Source organism: Streptomyces sp. NRRL S-350, from assembly GCF_000719705.1.
Lineage (GTDB): Bacteria > Actinomycetota > Actinomycetes > Streptomycetales > Streptomycetaceae > Kitasatospora.
In genome coordinates, this window is the sequence record NZ_JOHO01000078.1 from 1 (window position 1) to 13,140 (window position 13,140).

At 73.8% G+C, this 13,140-nt stretch carries 16 protein-coding genes; 8 read left to right on the top strand and 8 right to left on the bottom strand.

Annotated features, from left to right (window positions below):
• Positions 1-52 precede the first annotated feature (52 nt).
• Together IF30_RS0136190 and IF30_RS0136195 are read right to left on the bottom strand one after the other, a co-directional pair.
• Positions 53-688 carry a hypothetical protein gene (locus IF30_RS0136190; RefSeq protein ID WP_107054609.1) on the bottom strand — a complete coding sequence of 212 codons (636 nt, stop codon included), beginning with the start codon at positions 686-688 and terminating at the stop codon, positions 53-55.
• A 31-nt stretch (positions 689-719) separates the two neighbouring features.
• Entirely contained in the window at positions 720-1,547 is an 828-nt protein-coding gene (locus IF30_RS0136195; protein ID WP_051711967.1) for a TIGR03084 family metal-binding protein, read from the bottom strand.
• Positions 1,548-1,726: 179 nt separating this feature from the next.
• Between IF30_RS0136195 and IF30_RS44260 the strand changes: the two genes are divergently transcribed.
• Positions 1,727-2,551, top strand: a complete 825-nt coding sequence (locus IF30_RS44260; protein ID WP_051711969.1) for a helix-turn-helix transcriptional regulator — start codon at positions 1,727-1,729, stop codon at positions 2,549-2,551.
• A gap of 9 nt (positions 2,552-2,560) precedes the next feature.
• On the opposite strand, the gene IF30_RS0136205 is transcribed toward IF30_RS44260, so the two are convergent.
• Both IF30_RS0136205 and IF30_RS0136210 read right to left on the bottom strand, forming a co-directional pair.
• The gene (locus IF30_RS0136205) at positions 2,561-4,096 is read right to left on the bottom strand and encodes an AMP-binding protein (RefSeq protein WP_030246542.1); all 1,536 of its coding nucleotides are present in this window, start codon (positions 4,094-4,096) and stop codon (positions 2,561-2,563) included.
• On the bottom strand, positions 4,075-4,632 hold the full coding sequence (locus IF30_RS0136210) for an SDR family NAD(P)-dependent oxidoreductase (protein WP_078891981.1): 558 nt from the start codon (positions 4,630-4,632) through the stop codon (positions 4,075-4,077). Before IF30_RS0136210 ends, IF30_RS0136205 begins: the two co-directional genes overlap by 22 nt.
• A 216-nt stretch (positions 4,633-4,848) precedes the next feature.
• On the opposite strand from IF30_RS0136210, the gene IF30_RS0136215 reads away from it, so the two are divergent.
• The 3 genes from IF30_RS0136215 to IF30_RS0136225 are packed head-to-tail and all read left to right on the top strand — an operon-like array spanning position 4,849 to position 6,280.
• Positions 4,849-5,310 (top strand): group II truncated hemoglobin, encoded by a 462-nt coding sequence (locus tag IF30_RS0136215; RefSeq protein ID WP_030246544.1) that lies wholly within the window; start codon positions 4,849-4,851, stop codon positions 5,308-5,310.
• Positions 5,307-5,888: a GNAT family N-acetyltransferase gene (locus IF30_RS0136220; protein ID WP_051711972.1), complete on the top strand. Its 582-nt coding sequence runs from the start codon at positions 5,307-5,309 to the stop codon at positions 5,886-5,888. Before IF30_RS0136215 ends, IF30_RS0136220 begins: the two co-directional genes overlap by 4 nt.
• Positions 5,889-5,893: 5 nt before the next feature.
• On the top strand, positions 5,894-6,280 hold the full coding sequence (locus tag IF30_RS0136225) for a VOC family protein (RefSeq protein WP_030246553.1): 387 nt from the start codon (positions 5,894-5,896) through the stop codon (positions 6,278-6,280).
• Positions 6,281-6,356: 76 nt separating this feature from the next.
• On the opposite strand, the gene IF30_RS0136230 is transcribed toward IF30_RS0136225, so the two are convergent.
• Positions 6,357-6,959: a maleylpyruvate isomerase N-terminal domain-containing protein gene (locus IF30_RS0136230; RefSeq protein ID WP_234322973.1), complete on the bottom strand. Its 603-nt coding sequence runs from the start codon at positions 6,957-6,959 to the stop codon at positions 6,357-6,359.
• 146 nt (positions 6,960-7,105) lie between these two features.
• Here IF30_RS0136230 and IF30_RS0136235 point away from each other — a divergent pair, with 146 nt between their 5' ends.
• The gene (locus IF30_RS0136235; protein ID WP_030246558.1) at positions 7,106-7,753 is read left to right on the top strand and encodes an NAD(P)-dependent oxidoreductase; all 648 of its coding nucleotides are present in this window, start codon (positions 7,106-7,108) and stop codon (positions 7,751-7,753) included.
• 45 nt (positions 7,754-7,798) lie between these two features.
• Here the strand turns inward: IF30_RS0136235 and IF30_RS0136240 are convergent, their stop codons facing one another.
• A complete protein-coding gene (locus tag IF30_RS0136240) occupies positions 7,799-8,581 on the bottom strand; it encodes a dioxygenase (protein ID WP_030246561.1) in 783 nt (260 codons plus the stop codon).
• A gap of 136 nt (positions 8,582-8,717) precedes the next feature.
• Here IF30_RS0136240 and IF30_RS0136245 point away from each other — a divergent pair, with 136 nt between their 5' ends.
• Positions 8,718-9,185, top strand: a complete 468-nt coding sequence (locus IF30_RS0136245; RefSeq protein ID WP_037902374.1) for a MarR family winged helix-turn-helix transcriptional regulator — start codon at positions 8,718-8,720, stop codon at positions 9,183-9,185.
• 187 nt (positions 9,186-9,372) lie between these two features.
• Here IF30_RS0136245 and IF30_RS0136250 read toward each other — a convergent pair whose 3' ends face one another.
• Complete coding sequence (locus IF30_RS0136250; RefSeq protein WP_420791196.1) at positions 9,373-10,602, bottom strand: RNA polymerase sigma factor; 1,230 nt, start codon at positions 10,600-10,602, stop codon at positions 9,373-9,375.
• Between the two features lie 91 nt (positions 10,603-10,693).
• Positions 10,694-11,065: a YciI family protein gene (locus tag IF30_RS0136255; protein WP_030246564.1), complete on the bottom strand. Its 372-nt coding sequence runs from the start codon at positions 11,063-11,065 to the stop codon at positions 10,694-10,696.
• A gap of 274 nt (positions 11,066-11,339) precedes the next feature.
• Between IF30_RS0136255 and IF30_RS0136260 the strand changes: the two genes are divergently transcribed.
• Together IF30_RS0136260 and IF30_RS0136265 are read left to right on the top strand one after the other, a co-directional pair.
• Complete coding sequence (locus IF30_RS0136260) at positions 11,340-11,858, top strand: GNAT family N-acetyltransferase (RefSeq protein ID WP_030246565.1); 519 nt, start codon at positions 11,340-11,342, stop codon at positions 11,856-11,858.
• A gap of 227 nt (positions 11,859-12,085) precedes the next feature.
• Positions 12,086-13,123, top strand: a complete 1,038-nt coding sequence (locus tag IF30_RS0136265; RefSeq protein WP_030246566.1) for a sphingomyelin phosphodiesterase — start codon at positions 12,086-12,088, stop codon at positions 13,121-13,123.
• The last annotated feature ends 17 nt before the right edge of the window (positions 13,124-13,140 follow it).

Sequence of the window (13,140 nt, forward strand, 5' to 3'; positions counted from 1 at the left end):
CGGCAAGCCCCCGCCCGGCCCCCGCAGCCCCCGCCCGGCCCGCTCGGATGCGTCAGCCCGGGTAGCCCGGGTAGCCGATCTCCACGAGGTCCTCCGCCAGCTCCTCCAGGTCGGCGTCCGGGTTGAGCGCCGCCACCACGGCCGGGGTGAGCGGGCGCAGCGCCAGGACGTGCCCGATCGCGTCGGGGTCGAGGTCGTGCTCGGGCTCGAAGTAGTCCTCGGCCCAGGCCCGGTAGGCCTCGGCCGAGCCGTCCAGCAGCGGCTTCCACAGGTTCCGGAGGCCGTCCCCGCCCGGTGCGGCGGTCACGCCCTCCCAGTCGCCGTCGTCCGGTGCGCGCCAGAAGCAGACCGTCACGGTGGGCCCGTCCTCGTCCCCGAAGGCGGGCTCCTCGGCGAAGCGGCGGAACTCCTCGGGTACGGCGGCGAGCAGCTCCGGCGCGTTGGGCGCCTCGTGGTCGAAGCCGCGGCCGTAGGCGCCGGCGGGGGAGAACACCACGATCCAGTCGTCGCCCTGGCCGTTGCGCATCGAGGCCAGTTCCTCGCGCTCGTCCTCGTCCCAGGAGGCGTCGAAGGAGTGGTGGCGCGCCTCCCAGTCGTCCGGGCTGAGGATGGCGTCGAGCGCGGCCAGCGCGCGGCAGCGGTCGCGCAGGTCGGGGATGGCGGGCAGGCGCCCGAGCAGGTTGTCCATGCCCGCCATTGAACCCCGGGTGGCCGGTGGTCTACGAACCGGACCCGGGCGGCCGCCCCTTGCCGGGGGCTCCGGCGAACGCCTGGGCGATCGGGAGCCAGGCGGTGGCGACCGGGCCGGTCGCGGTGAGGGCGAGGTCGTCCCGGTGGCGGCGCCTGGTCACCAGGAGGCAGAAGTCCAGGGCCGGGCCGGTCACCACGTCCTGCGCCTCCGCCGGGCCGAAGGTCCACGAACCGCCGTCGGGGGCGGTCAGTTCGAGCCGGACCGGGCGGTCCGGGGCGGGCCGGCCGTGCACGGAGAAGGCGAAGGCCAGGGTGCGCAGTCCCAGGTGGGCGATGTGCCGCAGCCGGGCGGTGGGCTCGCGGGTGGCGCCGAGCGCGTCCGCGACGTCCTGGCCGTGCGCCCAGGTCTCCATCAGCCGGGCGGTCGCCATCGAGGCGGGCTTCATCGGCGGGCCGAACCAGGGCAGCCGTACGTCGGCAGGCACGGCGGCCAGGGCCGCCCGCACCCCTTCCCGTCCGGTCCGCCAGCGGGCGAGCAGCGCCGCGGGCTCGGCGGCCGCGCCCTCGCGCGCACCGGTCTCGACCGGGTCGGCGCCGGCTGCCTGCAGTGCGCCGAAGTGGTCGCCGAGTGCCGCGCCGAAGGCCTCCGGGTCGCGTGCGGTCAGCGCCGTCCAGTCGTCGGTCCAGGCCAGGTGGGCGATCTGGTGGGCGATCGTCCAGCCTTCGGCGGGTGTCGGGCGGGCCCAGTCCGCTGCCGGCAGGGCGGCGACCAGTTCGTCCAGGGCCGCGCTCTCGGCGCGCAGGTCCGCCAGCAGTCCGCCCAGGACGTCCGCCGGGGTGTTCCGGTCCGTCGTCATCGCTTTCCCTTTCCTGCCGTCGTCTCGGCCGATTCTTCCCGTCGTCCCGGCCGGCCGCGCTACCCGTCGGTAATCCCGGCCGCACCCTACGCGGGGCCCGGCCGACCCCGCCCGCCGTTCCACGAAAGACGCATGTCAGGGCTCTCGCCACCGGCCCCGCCACGTGTGACAATCGCGCGATGAAAAGCGCGGACACCCCCCACGCTGCGCGACCCGGCGACGCCGCCGCATCCCCGCCCCACGGCGCCGCCGTTGCGCAACCCGGCGCCGCCGGTGCGCACTCCGGCGCCGCCGAGGTCGCCGTGCGTGCCGCCGAATTGGTGCGGGACTCCGTGCTCGGTGACCTCGCCCGGCGGGTGGTGGCCGAGTGCGGCGCCGATGTCGGCCTGGTCGGCGTGCCCGAGCGGCTGCCCGGGAGCCGGGCCGGCAGTGAGGGCATGGTGCTGCGCCACTGGGCCGGCACCCGTGGGGACCTGCTGCACGACGTGGCCGTCCCGGCCGGCCTCGGCCTCGGCGGCCGCGCGCTCGCCGAACGCGCACCCACCTGGGTGCCCGACTACCGTGCGGACACGACCATTTCGCACCAGTACGACGCCGCCGTGGCCGCCGAGGACCTCTACGCGATGCTCACCGTCCCGCTGCTGGACGGCGGCACCGTGCGCGGCGTGGTGTACGCCTCGGTGCGCGCCGTCGTGCCGTTCGGCGACGTCCGGATCTCCGCCGTCGGAAGGCTGGCCCAGGCGGCGGCCCGGGCGCTCGCCGGGGCCGCCGCCTGGAGCCGCGAGAAGTCCCGACCGCCCGTCCCCGTCAGGCCGTTGACGCCACGCGAGCACGAGGTGCTGCGCTGGGCGGCGACCGGCCGGACCAACCCGGAGATCGCCGCCCGACTGGGCCTGACCTGCAACACCGTGACGGGCTACCTCAAGTCCGCGATGCACAAGCTCGGCGTCCGCAACCGGACCGAACTCGCCCTGGCCGCAAGGGAATCAGGCCTCGTCGGCTGAGCCGCCGGATCAGTTGACCTGCCGCTCGCGCCCGGTCCAGTACGGCTCGCGCAGCCGGAACTTCTGCAGCTTCCCGGTGGCGGTGCGCGGCAGGGTGTCCCGGATCTCCACCGTGGTGGGTGACTTGAAGCCGGCCAGCCGGTGCTTGCAGTGCGCGATCAACTCCGCCTCGGTGACGCCCTCGTGGCCCTCCCGGAGCACCACCAGCGCCTTCACCGTCTCGCCCCACTTCTCGTGCGGCACCCCGATCACCGCCGCCTCCGCGACCGCCGGGTGGCTGTACAGGCAGTCCTCCACCTCGATCGAGGAGACGTTCTCCCCGCCGCTGATGATGACGTCCTTCTTCCGGTCCGAGATGGTCAGTCGGCCGTCCTCCAGGGTGCCGCCGTCACCGGTGTGGAACCAGTCGTCCCGCAGTGCCTCGGCGGTCGCCTCCGGCTGCCGCCAGTAGCCGGCCAGCACGGTGTTGGAGCGCACCAGCACCTCGCCCTGGTCGTCGACGCGCAGCTGGGTGCCGAGCGCGGGGGAGCCGGCCTGGACCAGCTTCTCGGCCCGCTCGGCGGCCGGCAGCGCGTCCCACTCGGCCCGGGAGCGGTTGACCGTGACGATCGGGGAGGTCTCGGTCAGGCCGTAGAGCTGCATGAACTCCCAGCCCAGTCGCTCCTCGACCTGCTGCACCACCGAGGTGGGCGGCGGGGCGCCGGCGACGATCATCCGCACCCGGTCCCGGCCGGGCACCGGGCCGTCCCAGTCGGCGGCCGCGTCCAGCACCATCTGGACCACGGCGGGCGCACCGGACAGGAAGGTCACCCCGTGCCGCTCGACCCGGCGCAGGATCTCGGCGCCGTCCACCTTGCGCAGCACGATGTGCCGGGCGCCGAGCCCGGTCAGGGAGAACGGGATGCCCCAGCCGTTGGCGTGGAACATCGGCAGGGTGTGCAGGTAGACGTCGCGGTCGTTCGCGCCGTAGTGCAGGCCCATCAGGGTCGCGTTCAGCCAGATGTTGCGGTGGGTGAGCTGAACGCCCTTGGGGCGGGCGGTGGTTCCGCTGGTGTAGTTGATGGTGGCGGTGTCGTTCTCGGAGACCGCGTACCGGCGGGGGGCGTGGTCGCCGTCGTACAGCACGGCGTCGCTGTCCGCGCCGAGCACGAACTTGTGCTCGGCCGCCACCCCGCTCAGCGCGTCGGCGACCTCGGGGTCGACCAGCAGGACGGAGGCGCCGCTCTGCTCGACGATGTACGAGACCTCCTCGGCCTTCAGCCGGAAGTTCACCGGCACCAGCACCCGGCCGTACCCGCTCACCCCGAAGAAGGAGGTGAGCAGCCGCGCCGAGTTGTGCGAGACGATCGCGACCCGTTCGCCGGGCCCGACCCCGAGCCGGTCCAGTCCGGCCGCCTGGGCCCGGGCGAGTCCGGCGATCCGGCGGTAGCTCAGCTCGCCCCAGGATTCGGCCGGCTGCACCGGTTCGTCGACGATGCCGACCCGGTCGCCGTAGACCAGCTCGGCGCGGTCGAGGAAGTCCATCACGGAGAGTGGAATCTGCATGCGCCCACTGTCCCCTCCCGCAGGCCCCCCGCACACCCCCGATCGGGGGTGTCACCCCGCGCACCGGGCGCCGGGTACACCGCGTTGGACGGCCGGCCGCGCTGCCCGACGGCGGTGCTGACGTTGACGATCACGCCCCGGCTCTCCGCCGGCGCCGGCAGGGCGGCCTGGCCGAGCATGACCGGGGCGACCAGGTTGGTGGCCGGCAACGCCTCGACGCCTTCGCGGGTGTACCCGCCGAGCTGCCCGCCGCCGCTGACACCCGCGTTGTTCACCAGCACGTCCAGCCGCCCGAACCGTGCCAGTGCCGCCTCGACGATCGCCCCCGGCGCGCCCGGCCCGATCACGTCCGCGACCAGCGGGCCGATCCGGTCCGGGTGCGCGGCCGCCGTCCGCGCCAGCGGCTCCGGCCGCCGCCCGACGGCCGGCACCCGCGCCCCCTCGGCGGCGAAGGCCCGCGCGGTCTCCCGCCCGATTCCCGTCCCGGCTCCGGTGACCACCACGACCCGACTCTGGGCTGCGTTCCCAGTGTCCATGCGGCCACCCTCCGACCCTGCCGCCAGTGTCAGGGTCAAGCGGGAGCGCCGGCGCCCTTCCGCCAGTGCGGCGCGTGGCCGACCGGGCCGGGGAGCGGGAACGCCCCCCTCCGCTTGCTGTGCCTGGCGCGAACAGCGGGCCCGCAGCACCTGCGGGGCCACCGCCCGCCTGCTAGGAAGGTCGCAGCGCACGGACACCACACGGGGAGCACGCCCATGAACGACCGACAGCCCGACACCCTCTACGACGCGGTCGGCGGCATCGACGCCCTGCGCCGCCTCAGCCACACCTTCTACCGGGGCGTCCTCGCGGACCCGCTGCTCGCTCCGGTCTTCGCCGACTTCACCCCCGCCCACATCGAGCACGTCGCCGTCTGGCTGGCCGAGGTCTTCGGCGGCCCGACCGCCTTCACCGACGAACTCGGCGGCCACCAGGCCCTGCTGCGCGCCCACCTGGGCCTGGCCATCACCGAGCAGCAGCGGGTGCGCTGGATGGAGCTGATGGCCGAGGCCGTCCGCCAGGAGCTGCCCGAGGACGAGCAGCTGCGCCGCCGGGTCCTGGAGTACTTCGACTGGGGCACGAAGATCGCCGAGGACGTCTCCCGCTCCCCGGCCGGCACCGACCTCGGCGAGCCCGGCCCGACCCCGCGCTGGGGCTGGCAGGGGCTGCAGAAGTGACCGTCACCGCGCAGCCGACAGCCGCGCACCCGACAGCCGCGCACCCGACGGTGGAGGGCCTGCTGCTGCGCCCCTTCGAGGACACCGACGCACCGGCCCTGATAGAGATCCACCGGGACGAGACCCTGCGCCGCTTCATCCGCAATCCGGTGGAGGGCCCCGAGCAGGCCGCGGCCTGGCTGGCCCTGCAGCACGAGGGATGGGCGGCCGGCACCAGGTTCAGCTTCGCCGTCCTGGACGCCGACGAGCTGGTCGGCACCGTCGTGCTCAAACGCGGCACCCCGGGTGGGGACACGGCCGAGGTGGGGTACTGGACGGCGGGCCCGGCCCGCGGCCGGGGCGTGGCCCCGCGCGCGGTGGAGGCGCTCACGGCTTGGGCTTTCGCCGCCTTCGAAGCGGACGGCCTGCACCGGATCGACCTGCTGCACGCGGGCGACAACCACGCTTCCTGCCGGGTCGCGGAGAAGTCCGGTTACCGGTTGGCGGAGATCGTGCCCGCCTTCCCGCCGTACCCCCTTGACGGCCACCGGCACTCCCGGAATCGGCTGGACGGATCCGGACGACGCCGGTCAGAGTAGGCCGCATGGCTTCTCTGGTACGACATGTGACGATCGATTGCGCCGACCCGCACGCCCTGGCCTCGTTCTGGGCCCGGGCGCTGGACGGCGCCCTGGGCGAGGACGACAACCCGGGGGACGAGGAGGCGGTGGTGGACTCCGCCGGCGCCTCGCTGCTGTTCATCCGGGTGCCCGAGGGCAAGTCGGTGAAGAACCGGGTCCACCTCGACCTCCAGCCGCAGGACCGCAGCCGCGACGAGGAGGTGGAGCGCCTGGTCGCCCTGGGCGCCACCGTGGTGGCCGACCACCGCACTCCGGACGGCAAGGGCTGGGCCACCCTGGCCGATCCGGAGGGCAACGAGTTCTGTGTGGAGCGCAGCAAGGCCGAGCGCGTCGCCACCGGCGACGCGTGACACCTCCCGGCTGATCGGGCACCGGGTCCGGCGACCTGTCCCGGTGCCTGGTCCGGCGGCCTGGTCCGGCGCCCGGCTAGTCGTCCCACTCGCCCGTGGCCGCCCGCCAGTTCCACGTGGACCTGCGCGGGCGGCCGTTCAGCTCCCCGCGCCCGGTGCACCACAACAGGGTGGCCCCGGGCCGCGCGGACGCCTCCTCCCGCGGTGCGTCCGGGAAGAGCCGGTGGAGCGCGTAGGCGCACAGTTCCTCGGGCGGCTGCCAGGTCAGGCCGAGGCCGAGGGTGATGTCGTGGGTGTGCAGGAGCAGTTCGGCGACGCCCATGGCCGCGAAGCCCTGCGGTCCGCAGGGCCCGTGGTGGTAGGCGCGCAGGTCGGAGGGCGCCACGTCGAGGGTGGTGGCGAGGAGCTGACCGGCGGCGGTGACGACGGCCAGCACCTGGGCAGGCCCGGCCTCGGGGCGGACGGTGAGGTCGAAGGGCAGGTAGCGGTCCCGGGGCCGGGCGGCGAGCTGGCCGGCGTAGGCGAGCAGGTCGTGGGCGATGTGGGCGGCGGTGTCGCGGCAGCTCCACTCCACGGGTCCGGCCGGGGCGTTCCAGTCGTGGTCCTCGGCGTGCGGGGCGAGGATCCGCAGGGAGGCGTCGAGGGCGTCCCGTACGGGGTCGCCGTCCATCATGATCATCGTCCGACCGCTCCTCGGAGGCTTTCGACAGGTCGTCACACGATAGGCCGAAGCCCTCGGCCGCCGCCCGGAATCCGTCCGATAATCGATCTGTCCGACGCCGTTCGGCGCGTGCAGACCCCTTCGAGTCACCAGGCAGGTACCCCATGGCCGCAATCGCCGTGATCGGCGCCAACGGGACCATCGGCAGCGCGGTCGTCGCGGAGGCGGTGGCGCGCGGGCACGAGGTCGTCGCCGTGGTCCGGGACCCGGGGCGCTACCGGGGCGGGGCGGCCCTCGTCGAGCGCGCGGACGTGCTGGATCCGGCGGACGTCGCCCGGGTCGCGGCCGGACGGGACGTCCTGGTGAGCGCCGTCGGCGGCGGAGACGGCCCGGGCCACCTGGCACTGATCGAGCCCGCCGCCCGCTCCCTGGTCGAGGGCCTGCGCATGCTCGACGGCGCCGCGCCGCGGTTGGTCGCGGTCGGCGGGGCGGGCAGCCTGGAGACCGCGCCGGGCGTGCGGGTCTGGGACGCCCCGGGCCTGCCGGAGCCGGTCCTGCAGATCATGCACGCGCACGGCGCGGCGCTCGACTTCTACCGGACGGTCTCCGACATCCGCTGGACGGTGCTCAGCCCGGCTGCCGAGATCGGGCCGGGGGAGCGGTCCGGCCGCTACCGCACCGGACTGGAGCAACTGCTCACCGACGCGCAGGGGCGCAGTCGGATCTCGGTGCCGGACTACGCGGTCGCCCTGGTGGACGAGATCGAGCAGCCCGAGCACATCGGCGAGCGCTTCACCTGCTGCTCGCTGTAGCGGCGCGGCGCGGCGGGAGTCGGGGCCGGGCGCGGCGCGGGCGGGTCAGCCCAGTTGGATCGAGCGCTTGGCCAGCCCCATCCAGAACCCGTCGATGATGCTGCGCTGGCTGTCCAGGTCGGCCTCGCCGGCGCCGAGGGTGACGAACAGCGGGGCGAAGTGTTCGGTGCGCGGGTGGGCGAGGCGCCCGGCGGGGGCCTTGTGCTCGAAGTCGAGCAGCGCGTCGAGGTCGTGGGCCTCCAGGGCACGCCGGCCCCAGTCGTCGAACTCGGCCATCACCGAGGTGATCCGGCCGTCGCTGCTGAGCGCCCGCAGGTTGTGGGTGAAGAAGCCGCTGCCGACGATCAGCACGCCCTCGTCGCGCAGCGGGGCGAGCTTGCGGCCGATCTCCAGCAGCCGCTGCGGGTCGAGGGTGGGCAGCGAGACCTGCAGCACCGGCAGGTCGGCCTCGGGGTACATCTCGACCAGCGGGACGTACGCGCCGTGGTCGAGCCCGCGGTCGGGGATGTCCTGGACGGGTGTGCCGGGGGCGCGCAGCAGCTTGCGGACGCGCTCGGCGAGCTCCGGCGCGCCGGGGGCGGCGTAGCGGACCCGGTAGTAGTGCTCGGGGAAGCCCCAGAAGTCGTAGACCAGCGGGACGGTGGTGACGGCGCCCAGGGCGAGCGGGGCCTCCTCCCAGTGGGCGGAGACCATCAGCACGGCCTTGGGCCGGGGCAGCTCGGCGGACCAGGCGGCCAGTTCGCCCGGCCAGACCGGGTCGTCGGCCAGCGGCGGAGCGCCGTGCGACAGGTACAGGGCGGGCATGCGCTCGGGGGCCGCGGCGCTCATGGCGTCCTCCTCGGGACCGATCGTGCGGGTTCGCGGTTGCCGGACCCACAGTTGTTCAAATTTGAACCTCTACTCGTTCGACGGTACACCTTCGTTCGAATTTGAACAACAGGAGTACGCTGCACCCATGTCCTCTCTGAACGAACCCCGCTGGCTGGACCAGGACGAGATGGCCGCCTGGCGGGGCTTCGTGGTCGCGAGCAACCTGCTGAACCGTCGCCTGGAACGCCAGCTCAAGGAGGACTCCGGCCTCTCGCACCAGCAGTACGAGATCCTGGTGCACCTGTCCGCCGCCCCCGGCGACTCGCTGCGGATGACCGAACTCGCCGACCGGCTGGTCACCTCCAAGAGCGGGCTGACCTACCAGGTCACCCAACTGGAACGGACCGGCCTGGTCGCCCGGCGCTCCTGCCCCAGCGACGTGCGCGGCGTCGTCGCCGAACTCACCGACCACGGGCGGGAGGTGCTGCGCCAGGCCGCGCCCGGGCACGTCGCCCTGGTGCGCGAGCTGCTGATCGACGTGCTCACCCGCGAGCAGCTGGCCGTCCTCGCCGAGGGCCTTGGCGAGGTCAGCACCCGGCTGCGCCTGGACGAGACCCCCTGAGCCGGGCCAGCCCCCTGACATCCTGGTCCTGAGCCAGCCCCCCTGACATCCTGGCCCGGGCCAGACCCCTGGGCGCTGGACACATGCCCGGCTGACCCCGGAGGGCCCGCGCTCCCCGGAATCCGGCTCCCCGGCCCCGCCCCCGGCTACCCGAGCCCCGCCCCGGCTCGCCGGCCCCCGCCCCCGGCTACCCGAGCCCCGCCGCCCGCTCCCGCAGCAGCTCCCGCTCCCGCTCGTTGCGCGTCAGCTCCGCCGCCCGCTCGAACTCCACCCGGGCCTCGCCCGTCCGCCCCAGCCGGGCCAGCAGGTCGCCGCGCACGCTCGGCAGAAGGTGGTAGCCGCGCAGGGCCGGCTCGGCCGCCAGCGCGTCCACCAACTCCAGTGCCGCGGCCGGGCCCCGGTCCATCGAGACGGCCACCGCCCGGTTCAGCGCCACCACCGGGGACGGCGACAGTGCCAGCAGCCGCTCGTACAGTGCGGCGATCATCGCCCAGTCGGTGTCCGCGTAGCGGCGCGCCTTGGCGTGGCATGCGGCGATCGCGGCCTGCACCGAGTACGGCCCCGTGCCCGCCCGCCGCAGGGCGTCGAAGCCGCGCCGGACCAGCAGCCCGTCCCAGCGGGCCCGGTTCTGCTCGGCCAGCAGCACCGGCCGGCCGTCGGGCCCGGTCCGGGCGGCCGTCCGCGAGGCCTGGAACTCCAGCAGCGCGGCCAGCCCGTGCGCCTCCGGCTCGGCGGGCATCAGCGCGGCCAGCACCCGGGCCAGCCGCAGCGCGTCCTCGCACAGGCCCGGGCGCAGCAGGTCGTCCCCGGCCGTCGCCGAGTAGCCCTCGTTGAAGATCAGGTAGATGACCTCCAGCACCGAGGAGAGCCGCTGCGCCCGGTCCTGCCCGGACGGCACCTCGAACGGCACTCCGGCCTTCGCCAGCGTCCGCTTCGCCCGGACGATCCGCTGCGCCACCGTCGACTCGGGCACCAGGAACGCGCGGGCGATCTCCGGGGTGGCGAGCCCGCCGAGCAGCCGGAGGGTGAGGGCGATCCGCGCCTCCGCCGAGAGCACCGGGTGGCAGGCGGTGAAGATCAGCCGCAGCAGGTCGTCGTCGATGTCGTCCGGTTCGGTCGGCTCCGGGGGCGGCGCGTCCTCCAACGACCTTCCGACTTCGGCGAGTTTGCGGGCGTATACCTCCCGGCGGCGGACCAGGTCGATCGCCCGGTGCTTGGCGGTGGCCGTCAGCCAGGCGCCCGGATTCTCCGGGACGCCCTCCTGCGGCCACCGCTCCAGCGCGGCCACCAGCGCGTCCTGCGCCAGCTCTTCGGCGATGCCCACGTCCCGTACGATCCGGGCGACACCCGCGATGATCCGCGCGGACTCGATCCGGAACACCGTCTCGACGGCCGCCGCCGCATCCCTCTCCGTCACGGCCACCCATCAGAGCAGTCGGCGGAGAGGGAGGCAAACGCCGCCGCGGCCACCGTCGCCGCGGGCCGGCTGCGCAGGAGCACTGCGGGGATCACTGCGGCGGCTGCACCATCTCCTCGATCTGCCGGACCTCGGACTCGACCCGCCACTGCACCGGGTGGATGCTGAGGAAGCGGCGGGTCCACTCCAGGGCCTCCGCCTTGTCCTTGCACTGCAGGACGGCGTAGCCGCCGATGACCTCCTTGGTCTCGGTGAACGGGCCGTCGGTGTAGCCGATCTTCCCGTCGTTCCAGGTCACCCGGGTGCCCTGGGAGGTCGGGGTCAGCCCGGCGGTCTCCAGCATCACCCCGGCCTTGGTGATCTCCTCGAACAGGGCCCCCATCCGCTGGTCGAACTCCGGGTCCGGCTCCCAGCCGGCGCGGGCCTGCTCGTCGATCCGGATCAGCGTCATGAAGCGCGGCATGGTGACTCCTCGGTTGACCGGGCGGGGCTTCTCCCCGCCTCTCACCCGTGCGTCGAACGGGCTCGCGCCGGATCGACACCCGCCGCGAAGAATTTTCCGCGGGTTCCGCGGGTTCCGCGGGTTCCGCGGGTTCCGGGGGTTCCGCGGGTTCCGCGGGTTCCGCCGTGCCGCGCCGCGACCACGCTGCGTGGCTCCGCCCGTCCGGGGTGGTGTCCTGCCATGAGTGTGGCAAAAGCGCTCGCAGGAGCGGGGTTTCCGTGCCAACATGCCCCATATGGGGACGATTCTGCACGGCACCCTGGTGACGCTCCGCCCGGCGACCACCGACGACATCCCGGCCCTGGCGGCCATCCGCGCCACGCCGGAGGTGTTCGCCCGCTGGCGGGGCGGTGACGACCTGCCCGCCGAGGTCGCCAACGACCTGGAATCGCCCGACACCGAGACCTTCGCGATCGACGTGGGCGGCCAGGTGGTCGGCGCCATCCAGTGGTACGCCAACAACGACGACGAGTACCGCCACGCCGGGATGGACCTCTACCTCGACCCGTCGGTGCACGGCCTGGGCCTGGGCACCGACGCCGTGCGCACGATGGCCCGGCACCTGGTGCACGAGCACCACTACCACCGGCTGGTGATCGACCCGGCCGCGGACAACCTCGCCGCGATCCGCTGCTACACCAAGGTCGGCTTCCGCACCGTCGGCACCATGCGCCAGTACGAGCGCGGTTCGGACGGCACCTGGCACGACAACCTGCTGATGGACCTGCTCGCGGACGAACTGCTGGACGACTGACGGCGGTTCGCGCGACTCCGGCAGGCGGTGCAAGGGTGTACAGACATCTTCTCGCCCACCCGTCCCGACCTGTACAGACATCTCTCGGCCACATGATCGGCCGGAGCTGCTCCCCTGGCGTTCTTCCCCAAGTACCGGGCGGTAGCTAACGTTCGTCCGCCAGTTCCCGGCCGCCGGCCACCCCGGCCGCCGGGCCCGCAGGGTAGACGAACCCCAGGAGAACGCCCATGCTCTCGCGTCGCACGGCCACCGCCCTCACCTCGGCGGCCGCCGCCGCACTGCTGCTCGGCGGCACCGCCCCGAGCGCCACCGCCGGCACCCCGGACGGCCCCACCACGCTGTCCGTCTTCGCGTTCAACGTCGACCTCGGCACCGCCGTCGTCGACAGCACCCAGAACGAGCAGGCCGCCCGCCGCACCCCGGTGATCGAGCAGATCGTCCGTCAGCACGACGCCGACGTCGTCATCCTGGACGAGCAGTTCAACAACAGCTCGACCGCCGACATCAACAGCAAACTCGCCGACCTCTACCCGTACCGCACCCCGGTGGTCGGCGGCACCTGCTCCGGCGGCGGCTGGACGGGCATCAGCGGCAACTGCTCCAGCTCGTGGTTCGTCATCAACGGCGGCACGATGATCCTCTCGAAGTACCCGATCACCGCCCAGTACGCCCACGTGTTCGCCAACTCGACGTACGGCACCTGGGACTACCACGCCAACAAGGGCGCGGCGCTGGTGAAGGTGACCAAGAACGGCAGCACCGCCTGGGTGGTCGGCACCCACCTGCAGGCCGACGAGTCGGACGTCTCCACCGACACCACCCAGTCCACCCGGCTCGGCCAGCTCGCCGAGATCCGCGCCTGGGTGGACGGGATCGTCGGCAGCGGCGCTCCGGTGCTGATCGGCGGCGACCTCAACGTCGAGTACCTCCACGGGCAGGCCCGTGGCGACCACGCCAACGCCCAGAACGCGGTGAACGGCGTGCTCGGCACCCCCGCCACCGACCCCGGCCAGAGCCTGGCCACCATGGACTGCCCGGTCTCCGCCTGGTGCCAGTACATGTCGGGCGTCGAGACGTTCCCCAAGGACTACCGCGACGACCTCGACTACATCGGCTACCTCAACGCCCCGGGCCGCCCGGTGCCGACCGCGATGTCGACCGTGAAGGTCGACTTCGACCCGCAGCCGGGCTGGGTGCCCGGGCAGCCCGACACCGGCGCGCCCAGCGACCACTACCCGGTCGAGGCCACCTTCCGGCTCAACTGACGCCCTGCGGGAGCGAG